Annotated in this window: 15 protein-coding genes; 13 read left to right on the top strand and 2 right to left on the bottom strand. The window is 29.3% G+C overall.

Features of this window, described 5'->3' with window-relative positions; translation table 11 throughout:
* Positions 1 to 43: 43 nt before the first annotated feature.
* From KPL55_RS11310 to KPL55_RS11300, 3 genes are all read left to right on the top strand, one after another.
* A complete protein-coding gene (locus tag KPL55_RS11310; RefSeq protein WP_216306824.1) occupies positions 44 to 1186 on the top strand; it encodes an acyl-CoA dehydrogenase in 1143 nt (380 codons plus the stop codon).
* Positions 1187 to 1350: 164 nt separating this feature from the next.
* Positions 1351 to 1854 (top strand): hypothetical protein, encoded by a 504-nt coding sequence (locus KPL55_RS11305; protein WP_216306823.1) that lies wholly within the window; start codon positions 1351 to 1353, stop codon positions 1852 to 1854.
* 137 nt (positions 1855 to 1991) lie between these two features.
* Positions 1992 to 2531, top strand: coding sequence for a hypothetical protein (locus tag KPL55_RS11300; RefSeq protein WP_216306822.1), 540 nt, complete (start codon positions 1992 to 1994; stop codon positions 2529 to 2531).
* Between the two features lie 57 nt (positions 2532 to 2588).
* On the opposite strand, the gene KPL55_RS11295 is transcribed toward KPL55_RS11300, so the two are convergent.
* A complete protein-coding gene (locus KPL55_RS11295) occupies positions 2589 to 2807 on the bottom strand; it encodes a hypothetical protein (protein ID WP_216306821.1) in 219 nt (72 codons plus the stop codon).
* A 208-nt stretch (positions 2808 to 3015) separates the two neighbouring features.
* On the opposite strand from KPL55_RS11295, the gene KPL55_RS11290 reads away from it, so the two are divergent.
* The 5 genes from KPL55_RS11290 to KPL55_RS11270 all read left to right on the top strand — a co-directional run bounded on the left by KPL55_RS11290 (position 3016) and on the right by KPL55_RS11270 (position 9644).
* The gene (locus KPL55_RS11290) at positions 3016 to 4773 is read left to right on the top strand and encodes a sensor histidine kinase (RefSeq protein WP_216306820.1); all 1758 of its coding nucleotides are present in this window, start codon (positions 3016 to 3018) and stop codon (positions 4771 to 4773) included.
* Complete coding sequence (locus KPL55_RS11285) at positions 4766 to 6364, top strand: response regulator (protein WP_216306819.1); 1599 nt, start codon at positions 4766 to 4768, stop codon at positions 6362 to 6364. Before KPL55_RS11290 ends, KPL55_RS11285 begins: the two co-directional genes overlap by 8 nt.
* Before the next feature lie 114 nt (positions 6365 to 6478).
* Positions 6479 to 7777 (top strand): extracellular solute-binding protein, encoded by a 1299-nt coding sequence (locus tag KPL55_RS11280; RefSeq protein ID WP_216306818.1) that lies wholly within the window; start codon positions 6479 to 6481, stop codon positions 7775 to 7777.
* A 101-nt stretch (positions 7778 to 7878) separates the two neighbouring features.
* A complete protein-coding gene (locus tag KPL55_RS11275; RefSeq protein WP_216306817.1) occupies positions 7879 to 8769 on the top strand; it encodes a carbohydrate ABC transporter permease in 891 nt (296 codons plus the stop codon).
* Between the two features lie 26 nt (positions 8770 to 8795).
* Positions 8796 to 9644: a carbohydrate ABC transporter permease gene (locus KPL55_RS11270; protein ID WP_216306816.1), complete on the top strand. Its 849-nt coding sequence runs from the start codon at positions 8796 to 8798 to the stop codon at positions 9642 to 9644.
* Positions 9645 to 9787: 143 nt separating this feature from the next.
* Here KPL55_RS11270 and KPL55_RS11265 read toward each other — a convergent pair whose 3' ends face one another.
* Positions 9788 to 10273: a ferritin family protein gene (locus tag KPL55_RS11265; protein WP_216306815.1), complete on the bottom strand. Its 486-nt coding sequence runs from the start codon at positions 10271 to 10273 to the stop codon at positions 9788 to 9790.
* A 221-nt stretch (positions 10274 to 10494) separates the two neighbouring features.
* On the opposite strand from KPL55_RS11265, the gene KPL55_RS11260 reads away from it, so the two are divergent.
* From KPL55_RS11260 to KPL55_RS11240, 5 genes are all read left to right on the top strand, one after another.
* Positions 10495 to 10797, top strand: a complete 303-nt coding sequence (locus KPL55_RS11260) for a hypothetical protein (RefSeq protein ID WP_216306814.1) — start codon at positions 10495 to 10497, stop codon at positions 10795 to 10797.
* A gap of 81 nt (positions 10798 to 10878) precedes the next feature.
* Positions 10879 to 11589 (top strand): ABC transporter ATP-binding protein, encoded by a 711-nt coding sequence (locus tag KPL55_RS11255; protein WP_216306813.1) that lies wholly within the window; start codon positions 10879 to 10881, stop codon positions 11587 to 11589.
* Positions 11582 to 13189: a hypothetical protein gene (locus KPL55_RS11250; RefSeq protein WP_216306812.1), complete on the top strand. Its 1608-nt coding sequence runs from the start codon at positions 11582 to 11584 to the stop codon at positions 13187 to 13189. The genes KPL55_RS11255 and KPL55_RS11250 overlap by 8 nt, the downstream gene beginning before the upstream one ends.
* Before the next feature lie 113 nt (positions 13190 to 13302).
* Positions 13303 to 13623 (top strand): hypothetical protein, encoded by a 321-nt coding sequence (locus KPL55_RS11245; RefSeq protein ID WP_216306811.1) that lies wholly within the window; start codon positions 13303 to 13305, stop codon positions 13621 to 13623.
* A 377-nt stretch (positions 13624 to 14000) separates the two neighbouring features.
* Positions 14001 to 14978 (top strand): LacI family DNA-binding transcriptional regulator, encoded by a 978-nt coding sequence (locus tag KPL55_RS11240; protein ID WP_216306810.1) that lies wholly within the window; start codon positions 14001 to 14003, stop codon positions 14976 to 14978.
* The last annotated feature ends 191 nt before the right edge of the window (positions 14979 to 15169 follow it).

Below are 15169 nucleotides of genomic sequence, written 5' to 3'. Positions count from 1 at the left end.
AAGACAATCGATAAACATAAATAAAAAAAAGGTGGGAATTGATATGAATTTTAAACAAGATGAAGATAGCCAACAATTACAAGAAATGTACCGCGAATTTGCGGAAAAAGAGGTAAAACCAATCGCAAAAGAAATTGATGAAAGTATGCGCTTCCCAGAAGAAAATGTAGCAAAAATGGCTGAAATGGGCCTTCTAGGAATTCCATTTCCTGAAGAATTCGGCGGAGCTGGAATGGATACATTAAGTTATGTACAATGTGTAGAAGAATTATCTAAAGTTTGTGCAACAACTGGTGTTATTGTTTCAGCACATACAAGTCTTTGTGCAACACCAATTTACACATATGGTACAGATGAGCAAAAAGAGAAATATTTAAAACCTCTTGCTTCAGGTGAAAAGTTAGGTGCTTTTGCATTAACAGAACCAGTTGCTGGAACTGATGCTTCTATGCAAAAGTCAACTGCAGTACTCGAAGGAGACCATTATGTATTAAATGGTAGCAAGATTTTTATTACTAATGCAGGATATGCAGACGTATATATTGTTTTAGCTATGACAGATAAGAGTAAGGCAACAAAGGGTATTTCAGCATTTATCGTTGAAAAAGATTTCCCAGGTTTTTCTGTTGGAACTCATGAATTAAAGATGGGAATTAGAGCATCATCTACATGTGAATTATTCTTTGATAATTGCATAATTCCAAAGGAAAATCTTTTAGGACAAGAAGGAAAAGGATTCGGAATTGCGATGGCAACTCTTGATGGAGGCCGTATCGGTGTTGCAGCACAAGCTCTTGGTATTGCAGAAGGTGCCATAGAAGAAACTATTAAATATGTTAATGAACGTGTTCAATTTGGACGTACTATTTCAAAATTCCAAAATACACAATTTGAACTTGCTCAAATGCGTGCAAATACAGAAGCTGCAAAACTTTTAGTATATCAAGCTGCATGTGCAAAGGATAATCATGAAAAATTTACACATTTAGCTGCTATGGCAAAATTAGTTGCTTCTAGAAATGCCAGCGATGTAACAAGACGTTGTTTACAATTATTTGGTGGATATGGATATTCAAGTGATTATCCAATTGAAAGAATGATGCGTGATGCAAAAATAACAGAAATTTATGAAGGAACATCAGAAGTTCAAATGATGGTTATTGCTGGATGGATGGGCGTTAAATAATATATAACTAAAACTAAATAAAAAGTGGTTATGATAGTGCTATTAAATTATTAGCACATCATAACCACTTTTTTAACGTTTTTCAATAAATAATATCAGGAGTTATGAAATTGTTATACATAAAATTACTACGCCTTGAATATAAAATATGGGGGTGAAAATTTATGAGAAGTTTAACTTTAAAGAAAAGATTTCTAAAAATAAGTAATAAATTTAAAACAGGTGATTTTAATTTAAGTACAGTGGCAACTATAATAGACGAAATAAGATTTTCAATGGGAGAACTAACCTCTGATGAAGTAGAATTATTATTAGAAATACCAATTAGTGTTTTAAAACTTGATGTTGATTTAAATGACAAATCTATCTGGTGCCAAGAAAATCTAGATTATTTTTCAGGTAATCTGTGTATAGAAGATGATTTTGTAATGGATTTAAGGAAAAAAGTTTTAGATGGTAAGTGTGAGATTAATGATATGATGGGTTCATTAGAATATGTGAAAAATAATTACAATAAATTAAGGACCAGGCATGGGAGAAACATAGAACTAATATTAAGGAATCCAGAGGTAACAATAAGGGAAGATTGTAAATTAATTAATGAAGATGAATTTAGCAATAGAGGTGGATTATTTGCTAAATATGTAGATAAGGCAATTAAATTATAAAGACGTAGAAGAGGAGCCCTTTAAAAGAGCTTCTTTTTTATTGGAACATATTAATCTTAGGGTGGATATGTTATTAATCTACATATAAAAGCATATATTTAATAGTGGAATCGATGAGAGGGAGGTAATTTTATATTATGTTTAAATTTTTTAATAAAAAGCCTAATTTGACTGTGGATAAACTCATTAGAACAATAAGGGAGATAAGATTAAGTGATGCTAACATAGAGGAGCCAGAATATATGGTTGCCTTGGGATATAAGAAAATAATAGTGAAACTAGATAAAGTAAATATAATCGATTTAGTAAAGAGTGACACATCTTTACAAGAGGAAGAGCATAATGTTGAAATAGAACTTATTGATGATAAATCAAATGTGCTTACTGTATATAAATCCCCTATATTATATGTAAGAGAAAAGAATTCTGGAAAGCTTTTAATAAAAGCAAATGATGAGCTGTCATGTTGTAAAGTGTTAATTAAAAATGATGCAATTAAGTGGACGATAAAAGGAACTTGGTGTAGGTATATAATATCCCAAATTAATGAATTAGAAATAGAAATAAATAATTGTAAATTTAAACTTGAAACTGAGAAAGTAAAAAGGGAGGAGCGAATTATACGGGAGAAAAGTGATAAAGTAAATAATTTTAACAGATTATTTAAAGAGCAATAATATTATAATATAACCTTGATTTAGATATTTTTTATGATATCTAAATCAAGGTTATATTCAAATATGTTTAGCGCTTTTTCTTAGTCTGAATCCCTTTTTTAATTTTGCAAATTTATTAGTAACGTTATCACCACGAAAAGCAATATATGCCATAAGACCACTTATAGCTGCACCTAAAAAGGAAACCGTATAAACAAATCCTAAAAGTATTAGCATTAAAGTCAGTATACTATATAATAAACCTATAAATATCTCTATTTTTTTATTTGTAACCATTATAAAGCCTCCTTAATATATACTATATTATATGGTAAAAAAAGTAAAAATAGACTTCGAATGAAGAGTATCTATTATATTTTCTGTTAAAATACTTTATAAAATCGGTTTAAAAAGTATTCAAGAGCTGATATACTATAAATATGGAATAGTTAGGGATTGTATAGTTAATCAGATAGGTATTCATTTAAACTTGGGGGAGTATTATATGCTAAAAAAAATTATGGGTATATTTAAGAATTTCAATATAGGCACAAAAATAATAGTATGTTATTTTATAATTGCTGTATTATCAATATCTTTTAGCACCTTTATATATCAAGAAATAAATAAAAGAATAATGACGCAGAAAGTAGGCGAAATGGCGGTACAAACCCTTAAGACTATAGATTCAAATTTGAATTTATTAATATATACAGTTAATAACGAATCTAAAATTCTTTTATCTAACCAGAATATGCAAAACATATTGAAAAATGCTAACTATAATTTTAATTACAACAGTCAAACTACTGTTAATAGAAATTTGACAGAAGTAATACAATCAAATATGTTAATCTCATCTGTATATATATTTGATAATTATGGAAATAGATACTTTGTGGATAAGAACGTGCATAAGTCTTTTAGTCTTGAAGATGTAAAGAATTGTGAATGGTATGACGAGCTTCAAAAAGCACGAGGTGGATATTTAATAAAAATTAATGGCGGGGGATTGTTTAATCAGCCCGATCAGACTTTTGTATCAGTTATAAGGGTTATAAATGACTTAGAAACACAGAGGCCTATTGGGACAATGGTAATAAATATTCCTGAAGAAGCAATTGCCAGTTCTTTTAAAAATATAACACAAAAAGGTGATATTGGCATTCTGTTAAGGGATGAGAAGAATAGCGATATTATTCATACAAAGGATGTTTCTCAATTTAATATTAAAGAAAGCACAACGTATGATATGAAAGAAAATCATTACTTTCATATTGAAAAGGTTAAGGGGAGTAATTATATTATTTCATATCTAAAGAATAACTTGAATTTTACAATAATCAGTATAGTTCCCTTTAGTGAGATCTCAAAGCAGTCAAATGTATATATGCTTGTAATACTATGTATGCTTATTTTGAGTGGTATTATGAGCTTTTCGGGGCTGATATTTGTATCGGCTAGTATAACAAGGCCCATAAATAAATTAATTAAATCTATGAGAGCTGTTGAAAACGGAGAATTTAAAAAAGTAAATATAGATACAGGAAATGATGAAATTGGAAAATTGAAAAATGTATATAATACTATGATTTATAAAATTGAAAATTTAATAGAGCAAATTAAGAGAGAGCAGAAGATAAAGAGGAAGGCAGAACTAAATGTGTTACAGTCACAAATTAAACCTCACTTTTTATATAATTCTTTTGATGCAATAAGTTGTTTATCATTAGAAGGGCGAAATGATGAAGTATATAAAATCATAAAGGCTTTGGGTGCTTTCTACAGAACAAGCCTTAGTAATGGAAGGGAAGTTGTAACTGTAAAAGAGGAGCTTGAGACGGTTACAAGTTATATTACTATTCAACAAATAAGGTATGATAATATATTTACAGTTAGTATGGATATTGATGAGGTCGTCAATAAATATAGGATATTGAAATTAGTTCTACAACCCTTAGTAGAAAACTCAATTTATCATGGGATAAAGCCCACAAGGAGAAAGGGGAAAATTTTTATAAGCACATCTGTTAAAAATGGTTATGTTGAACTTGTGGTTCAAGATGATGGAGCTGGAATAAGCGAGGATAAGCTTCTTAGTATAATGGAGCTAAGCACAAAAGGTATAGGGCTCAGAGGCACAATGGAGAGATTAAGTATTTTTTATAATGGAAAAAGCAAGTTTATGGTTGAGAGTAAACTCGGAGAAGGAACAAAAGTTATAATTTATATTCCTATAGATCAGGAGGGAAGTAATGAGTAGTAATATAATAAAGGTCTTAATAGTTGATGATGAACATTTAGTAAGAAATCTATTAAAAAGATGTATAGATTGGGACTCTATTGGTATGGAAATTATAGGCGAAGCATCCTCAGGAGAAGACGCAATAGAGTTAGTTTATAAATATCAGCCGGACTTAATTTTTACGGATATTTGCATGACTAATATCTATGGAATAGAATTTGCTGATGCTGTAATAAAAATGAATCCTAATATTAAAGTAGTTGTTATTTCAGGATATGATGATTTTAAATATGCCCAAAGAAGTATTAGAGCAGGAATTAAGGCTTATTTGCTAAAACCTATCGATGATGAGGTTGTTCTCGAGACTGCACTGAATATGAAAGAAGAAATAGAAAAAGAGAGAGAATCTATTTCTGAATATACTATGATGAAAAAACAAATTATAAGAAATTTACCTTTTTTAAAAGAAAGGCTCTTAAATAGACTTATTAAGCCTGGTGTAGTTATAATCGAGATAAAAAGACAAATGGATTATCTAGATTTCAGGTTTAAGTATGATACTTTTCAAGTAGCTGTTATAGAAATAATATTAAAGATTCAAGATAGTCATGATAAGAGAAACGTAATTTATTATAAAACAATTATTGAAAAGTTAAAGGATTATTTAAAACAACATGAGGGTATTAACATTTTTCTGGATGATAATTATAGGATAATTATTATAAATAACTTTGAGGATAGTTGCTTTCAAGAAGCGTTTCAAAATATAATAGTAAACGTTTTATCTGATATTAAATGGTACTACTGTATTGGAATTGGAACAATAAAAAATGAAGTTGAAAACATAGAGAAATCATATAAGGAGGCATTAGAAGCTCTTAATTACAGGATAATTGTTGGAAATAATTCTATGATAAGATATGAGGATATAAATTTACATATGGAAACTCAAAAGGATGTAATAATTAAAATTGACGATAAGCTTAAAGTATATTTTTTATCTGGATCTCATAAGATAATCCAAGGTATAATAGACGGTATTTTTGATAAAAAAAATACCAATATGAATTTGTCGATAAATAATATAAGGGAGTATGCTTTTAGCTATGTATCTACTATTCTAGAAATTTTAAAAGATCTTGATATTAATATTAAAGTGCTTAATGTTGAAAAATACAGTATATACGAGGAAATATTTGAAATTGATACAATTCCAGATATCAAAAAGTATGTAACGGATATTAGTTATAAGGTAATTGAAATAATAAATTATTATAAGAGTAAGAAATCAAATAAACTTATTGATGACATAACTGAATATGTAAAGATAAACTTTGGAGATTGTGAACTGTCTCTATCAAAAGTAGCTCATATATTTTTCGTTAATCCAAGCTATTTAAGCAGAGTATTTAAAAAAGAAATGGGAATTAATTTTTTGGATTACTTAGTTAAACTTAGAATTGATAAGGCGATAATATTACTTAATAATATGGATTTAAAGGCATATGAGGTAGGAGAAAAGGTAGGAATACCTGATTCAAGCTATTTTAGTACTTGCTTTAAAAAATACACGGGATTTTCAATTACTGAATATAAAAAGATTAAATAAAAAGGTAAAAAAATCTAATGAAAAAGTAAAAATTCTAAATTTATTTTAAAGTGATAATGGTTTATTATTAGTGTTGTAAACGTAAACAATTTTATATAATTGGAGGGGATTTATATGAATAAAAGATTTAAGAAAATTTCATCATTGTTATTAACAATATTATTAACTTCAAGCCTTATGGCTTGTGGTAACAAGGCTGCTGATAAGGCAAAATCTGGGGGAACACAAGAAAAAATAACATTAAAGTTTTGGCATATTTGGACATCAGATACTGACTCAAATAAGAAAAATGTAGAAGCTGTAATTAAAGAGTGGAATGTTGCTAATCCTAATGTACAGATTGAATCAGAGGGGACTGAAAATGAGGCATATAAGACAAAAATAAAAACAGCTATATCCGCTAATGAAGCACCAGATATATTTGTAACCTGGGGAGCTGGCTTTTCTAAACCTTTTATAGATGCAGGTAAGGTTTTGCCTTTAGATGATTACTTAAAGGATGGAACTAAGGAAAAATTATTAACTGGAGCACTTACTTATTTAACATATAATGATAAAACTTATGGATTACCTTACACCAGTGATATCGGTATTTTCTATGTAAATAAAGAAATGTTTGAAACTAACAAAATAAAAATACCTGAGACATATGATGACTTATTAATTGCAGTTAAGGCATTCAAGGCTAAAGGAATTACGCCTTTGGCTGTTGGAGAAAAAGATAAGTGGCCAGGAATGTTCTACTATGATGCATTAGCTCTTCGAGCTGGCGGTGCAAAACTTAGTAATGATGCACTAGCTAAAAAGGCATCATTTGAAGATCCTGCTTTCGTAGATGCAGCATCAAAATTAACAAAACTTATAGATGCAGGTGCATATAATCCTGCGGCGCTTGGCTTAACTCGTGATGAATCTGAAGTGCCATTTCTTCAAGGAAAGATTCCTATGTATTATAATGGAAGTTGGTTAGGCGGTACTATAGATGATGCTAAGTCAGCTGTTAAAGGTAAAGTTATAGCTATGAATTTCCCAGCTTCTACTGATGGTAAAGGCGCTAAAGATGAGGTTTTAGGTGGAGCTATTATGGGATTTATGGTTAATGCAAATACAAAGTACAAAGATGAATCCGCAAAAGCTACTAAATATATAACTGAAAACATATCTAAGAAATTATATTCAACAGGTGCTGGTATACCAACTTGGAAAGTAGATGTTGACGAATCAAAGATTCCGCCATTAACTAAACAAATAGCGGGTATTGCTAAAAAGTCAACAGACAACGTTGTTTGGTGGGATACTTACCTCGATGGTGCAGATGCAGATGTTCATAAGGATTTAGTTGCACAGCTTTTTGGTAAACAAATAACCCCAGAAAATTTTGCAAAGCAGATGCAAGTAATAAATAAAAAATAGATAAAGTCTCCTGTTAATTACAACTTAGAAGTAGTTGACAGGAGATATTTCATATAAAAATTTTATGGACTATACTTAAAAGTAGAAGGAGGCAGCAAGACATGGATAAGGTTTTTAAAGATAAAAAAGCTATATTTATATTTGTGTTCCCAGCTCTATTAATATTTTTTATAGCTATCATACTTCCTATAATATTGTCGACATATTACAGCTTATTAAGTTGGGACGGAATCGGAAAAGCTACATTTATTGGGTTTAAGAACTATGTGAATTTATTTGTAAATAATACAGATGGTTTTACAAAATCAGTTCAAAATTCACTTGTTTTAGCGATAGCCTCAGTTGTTATTCAGTTGCCTTTAGCACTTTCATTAGCTTTAATTTTAGCTAGAGGTGTGAAGGGGGAAGGTTTCTTTAGAACTATATATTTTATACCGGTAATAATGTCAACGGTTGTTATTGGTCAACTTTGGATGAAAATATATAATCCGGATTACGGAATGTTAAATATTATTCTTAAAAATATTGGATTAGAAAAATATGCACATGCTTGGATAGCAGACCCTAAAATAGCATTGTTTGCAGTTTTTGTGCCAATTATATGGCAATATATTGGTTATCATATGCTTCTAATGTATGCCGCAATTAAATCGGTTTCGCCAGATATATATGAGGCAGCAAAAATAGATGGGGCTTCAGAGTTTAAAATGGCTACTGCAATAACCATTCCACTTATTAAACCAATCTTGCAGGTATGTGTGGTATTTGCGGTTACAGGTTCATTTAAAGCTTTTGATTTAATTTACATTATAACAAATGGAGGACCGTTACATGCAAGTGAGGTACCAAGCACATTAATGTATAATACTATTTTTAATAAGTACATGTACGGTTATGGAAGTGCTATGTCCACGTTTATTATTGTAGAATGTCTAATATTTACTTTAATCATGGGCAAATTGTTCCAAGCTAGAAAAAGTAATCAAGCTTAATATTAATAAGAACAGGAGGAGTTTTTATGGAACAGGTGAAAAATCGTAAAAAAATAAGTGCTAAAAGTTTAATATTAATAACTATTTTAATTATAATAGCAGTAATTCAGTTATATCCCCTAATTTGGCTTGTATTAGTTTCATTTAAAAACAATACAGAAATTTTCGGAGGAAATGTTCTTGGACTACCTAAAGTATGGAAATTATCTAATTATACTAGTGCCCTTACCAGTGGTAATGTAGGTATATACTTTCTAAATAGCGTAATTGTAACAACAACAACAATTATTGTTTCAAGCGTTCTTATTGCAACATCTTCATATGCTATTACTCGTATGAACTGGAAATATAGTAAATTGACACTAGTTATTTTCTTATTAGGTATGATGGTGCCAATACACTCTACTTTATTACCTTTATTTTTAATTTTAAGAAAAATGCATATATTAAATACTTATTTGTCTCTAATTATACCGTATGTAGCATTTGCACTTCCCATGGGTATATTTGTAATGACTAGTTTTCTTGAAGGTATACCAAGGGAGCTTGAGGAAGCAGCTTGTATTGATGGGTGCAATATATATCAAATATTCTTTAAAATTGTATTACCACTATTAAGACCTTCATTGTCAACCGTTGCTATATTTACGTACTTATCAAGTTGGAATGAATTGATGTTTGCAAACACATTTTTGAATAATCCAAAGCTTAAGACATTGCCAGTTGGTATAATGTCAATGGCAGGACAACATGCTACTGAGTGGGGTCCGATTTTAGCAGGCCTTGTTATTGCAACATTACCAACTATTCTCATATATATACCTCTAAGCAATCAGGTACAAAAGAGCCTAATGGCGGGTGCTATTAAAGGATAATGGAGAGGAGTTAATGTATTATGGATTATGCAGTGAAGCTCAAACTATTAAATAGAAATAAAACAAAAGAAACTACACCATTATCGTGATGTAGTTTCTTTTGTTCTGAGTAAGAATAGTTGCATATCATACTAGTTTAATAACTAAGCTACTATTTCTTTAAGTAATTTAGAGAAATACGTTGCATGAGCCTTTTCTTCTTCGAGTATAATAGACAATATGCCAGTAACGTCATTTTGAGATACTGTTTCATACATTTTTGTATAAACACTTATTGAAAGCTCCTCTGATTTGAGAGCATGTGTAAGTGCCGACTTTAAATCTGTGAAAGCATCTCTTGGATGTTCTTCTTTATTAAATACTTGATTTTCTATTAAGTTTCTTAAATATTTAGTTACGACTGGATCGAAGAGATATTCAGAATCGTTTTCTTTGTTGGTACTTAATTCGTTAAAAAGCTTTGTAAATTTTTCTTTATGAATGAATTCTTGACCAGCAGCAACTAATAAAAATTCCTTAGTCTTTCCTTTTGTATAATTAGCTCCATTGGTGTAAAAATTATAACCTTCTTCTTCCATTAATATAGCGATCTTAAACATCTCAAGTGCACTAAAAGTACTACTTGTCATAAAAACATCCCCTTTATTATTGTTAATAATATACTTAATATTCTTTAGTATACTATTTATATTGCTTAATGTAAAAGATAAATATTCTATATTTATATATATTTATTTTAATAATTATATATTATTAGAACATCTGCTACAATATAAGTAATCCAAAACATGTAATTTATGAAGGAATTTACTTGCAAATGTAGAATGTATATTTTAAGGGGTGATTAGATATGGTAACAAAAATTATAATGGATAGTGGAAAAGAATACATTGTAGAAGAAAGCCCGGAGGAGATATTAGAAAAATGTTATTCGGATACAAAATTACCTATGGGGGATACAACTAAAACTTTTACCAATAAGTTTATACAGTTTGATAATAATACTATAATATGCTCTATGCATATATCTTCGTTAGAGATAGTAGAAGATATAGAAAATGTAAAAAAAATAGATGCTACTAATAAAAAACCGAAATATACGGAAATTGATAATCATAATTTAGAAACACCTAAATTAGATGTAAAAAAATAATAAAGTAAAGATAAGTTGGAGCAGGAGATTTTTTCTGTTCCTATTTATTTTTTATAATTGGGTTAAAGGGGGAGGAATATAGTGAGATTAGTAATTGAAAATATAGAAAAAAGTTATGGAGAAAAAGAGGTGTTAAAAAAAGCATCTTATACATTTGAAAAAGGTAAGATATATGGGCTACTTGGGAGAAATGGAGCAGGTAAGACAACTCTATTTAATTGCATAAGCGGGGAACTTAAATATGAAGGTGGTAGTGTGAGCATTATTGAAGATGGACAAGCAGCCAAGGAAATAGATTATAGAAAGGTAGGCTATGTTTTTTCAGAGCCAGTGCTGCCAGAATTCTTGACTGGGTATGAGTTTTTGAAATTCTATATTGATATTAATAAAGATAAGATTGAGAAATTACTAACTATAGATGAGTACTTTGATATTATAAAAATCAATGAAGATGATAGATATCGTTTAATAAAGGGATATTCGCATGGAATGAAAAATAAAATGCAGATGGTTTGTCTTTTGATAACTAGACCTGCTGTTATTTTGCTTGATGAACCACTGACTTCTTTTGATGTTGTAGTAGCATTAGAGATTAAGAATTTGCTTAAGAAAATGAAGAGTGATCACATTATTATATTTTCTACTCATATTCTTCAACTTGCTACAGATTTGTGTGATGAAATATTAGTTTTAAATAATTGTGTTCTAGAAGAAGTGGATAGTGAGGTTCTAAAGAGTACTGAATTTGAAGAAAAGATCATGGAGATATTAAAGGAGGGAGGTAATGATTAATACATTCATTAATAGTTTTAAGGTATCTTTTGTAGAAGGAGCGAATACCTTTATATTTTTTCTTAAAAGGTTACCTCTCTTAGGAAAAAAGATTCCCGATAGCTTATACAAAAGGACTAAGGCTAAACTGATTATAGGTGTCATACGAGAAGTTTTAAGAGTATTTGGAGGATTCATAGGCAAAACTATATATTTAGGTGTAATGATTATTTTACCATCATATTTAATTACTAAAGATATAACAAAGATGTTACCTGTTTTTATACATATACTTTTCTTTTTAAGTTTTGTTTTAGGGCCAATTGTAAAAAATGTAATTTTTGATGAAAACAATAAAGCAGCATTTAATATGGTAACTTTAATGAGAGCAGACGCTAGAGAATACTACCTTGGGGAGATAGTATATAAAAACACAACAGATTTTATATACTTTATAGTTCCTATGGCCATTATTGGTTTAATACTAGGATTTTCGCCCTTAAATGCTATAGTGTTGGTTATTGAATTAATAGCTTTGAAATTAATAGGCGAATGGTTACAGCTTTATGTATATGACAAGGCAGAAATCTTGATCAAAAAGAAAGTGACATTTATGGCGTTAGTAGTTCTTAGCGGACTTATTCTTGCCTATGTGTTACCGATATTTGGAGTAGTAATTAATTTTAATATAATATTATTTAACATATTTACAGTAATTATTATTTTAGCTTTAGGAGTGTTATCATTTTTATATCTATGGAAATATAGAAAGTATACTCAGATAGCAAAATTTTTATTAACAAAGGACAAGCTATTTAATGTAGAGGCTATTAGAAATGCAGCAACTTTCGCAACTGTAAAATTAGATGAAAATAAAATGAAGAATGAAGAATTAAATACAAGAAAATATGACGAAAAAAAGGGATATGAATATTTAAATTCAATATTTTTTCTTCGTTTTAGAAGAATAATGGTAAATCCTATAAAACAAAGAGTTGCATTTATTGGTGTTTTATTTTTAATTGCTATGTATTTTGTATTGTTTATGCCAGATAAAAGAGCTGATATACTAACCGGAATAAAAAAGAGCATACCAGTATTGGTATTCGTAATGTATTGTATGTCAACGGGGGAAAGAATTTGCAAAGCTATGTTTTATAATTGTGATTCTAGTTTATTAAGATATGCATACTACCGCGAGGCAAGTGTAATTTTATCTAACTTTACCTCAAGACTTAAAAGGGTGGTTATTCTTAATATAATGCCTGCTATAGCTTTATGTGTATCTATATCTTGTATTATATTAACAAGTGGGTACAGCTTGCAACTTGTTAGCATGGTACCATTATTTTTATGCATAATATGCTTATCTTGTTTCTTCTCAATACATCACTTGTTTATGTACTATGTTCTGCAGCCTTATACAGCAGAGTTAACAGTAAAAAGTCCGCTGTTTAAATTCATAAACATGTTAGTATACTTTGCTTGTTATGGGTGTCTTCAAGTTCAAACATCATCATATTATTTTACGGCAGGAGTTATTATAATAACTGTAGTATATATGGTACTTGCTTTGATATTAACCTACAAAGTAGCTCCAAAAACTTTTAAATTGAAATAGTTATAGGGATTTATAATTTATTTTTTATATTGTAAGTATATTTCTACCTAAATATTCTAATCATAAACAATGATATTAGAATAAAAACCGTATGGCATTAGGATGGTGAAATTATGAAAAATATGAAAAGTACTTCAATATTAATTATAGCCATTATATTTATTTTAGTTTTTGTTGGCTGTGGCTCTGATCCAATGGAAGCTACAGTAAACATAACAAATAAGATATATAGTAATACTCTTAAGGAACTAGTTACTTCTAAGACAATAACTCAGTCGCAATCAGATAAAGTGATTGTAGAGGTATTAAGAAATACAGTAGAAGCTAGAGGTAATACTTATGTATTGGGATATTTGGTTGAATGTGGTACCATTACTAAATTACAAGCTGATATAATAGACCGAAATATTCAAATAACTATGAAAAAAATGTAAATAATTAAAAAATATTTTATAATATATTTTTATTTTCAGAATATTTATATATTTGCCATTTTAATGACACATAGAGTTGTTATTATGAATATATAGAAAGTAACTAGTAATTGATTTTTAATTAAAGCCCCCTTTAATTAAATATATATAGACTAGAGAAAGGACTGGCGCCATTTAGCCAGTCCTTATGTTTTTTTAAATTAAAACAATTTACTCCCTGTGAATATTTTAATAAGACCGGAACTTTCTATTTTTCTATAAAATTAATTCTATAAATCTCCTTTAGATACTGAGCAAGTAGTGGTATTCTTACAAGTGTAGTATGTTAAGAAGTGTAAAGTAAATATGATATTAATTCTTATGAAAAGGGTGTTATTATGGCAAATATAAAAGATGTGGCTCAAAGGTCAGGGGTAACAGTTACAACAGTTTCAAGAGTATTAAATAACAGGGGATATATCAGTGAGAAAACAAGGAATAATGTTTACAAGGCTATGGAAGAACTTGATTATCAGCCTAATGAATTAGCTAGAGCTCTTTTCAGAAGAAAGTCTAATCTAATTGGGTTTATAATCCCTGATGTAGCACATCCTTTTTTTGCACAGCTTACAAGGGATATTGAATATTATGCCTATAAGAGTGGATATAAGATATTGTTATGCAATGCTTATAATGATAGTAAAAAAGAACAAGATTACATAGATATGCTAAAAAGAAATCAAGTTGATGGAATTATTATGGGGAGTCACACCTTAGAGGTTTCTGAGTATTTAAATCTTCGGTTGCCAATAGTTGCTATTGATAGATATTTATCAGAAAATATACCTTATGTTGCTTCAGATAATTATAATGGAGGTATTCTTGCCACAAAACTACTTATAGAAAAAGGTTGCAAAAATCTTGCTCATATAAGTGGTCCACTAACTTTAAATACTTCTGCTAATAGAAGGTGTGAAGCATTTGTGAGGGTTGCAAATGAGAACAAGATTCCCTATGTGGTAACTGAAACAAGGATAAATAATTTCGATAAAGAAGAGTATGAAAGATTAATCTACAAATTATTTAAAGAAAATCCGGACATAGATGGAATATTTGCTAGTAGTGATATGATAGCTGCCTGCATTGTTCAGGTAGCAAACGTTTTAGAAAAATCCATACCACGTGACTTAAAAATAGTTGGTTATGATGATATTAATATAGCCTCATTAATTGTGCCGTCTCTCACAACAATAAGGCAGCCAATTAAACAAATAGCAAAACTTGCAATGGAGGTTCTAATTAATCAGATTGATGAAAAGAAGGTTGAGCATGAAAATATATTGCCTATTGAACTTATTGAACGTAGAACTACATAAAAATATTTCTATAGCTTAAATAATTTTACACTAAGACATTTTAAATCATAAGATTTAGAGTGTCTTTTAAGTTACTTTGCATTTATTAATATATATGTTATTTACAAGTAAAATAATTGTAACAATAAAACATGTCAATTGGTTGACATGTTTGCAAAAAGGATATAGAATAAATATGTCAAGCGGTTTAC

The sequence above is a fragment of the Clostridium lacusfryxellense genome, from assembly GCF_018861735.1.
Taxonomy (GTDB): Bacteria; Bacillota; Clostridia; order Clostridiales; family Clostridiaceae; genus Clostridium_AD; species Clostridium_AD lacusfryxellense.
Note: the sequence above shows the minus strand (reverse complement) of the source record. Positions and strands in the feature narration are given on the sequence as shown.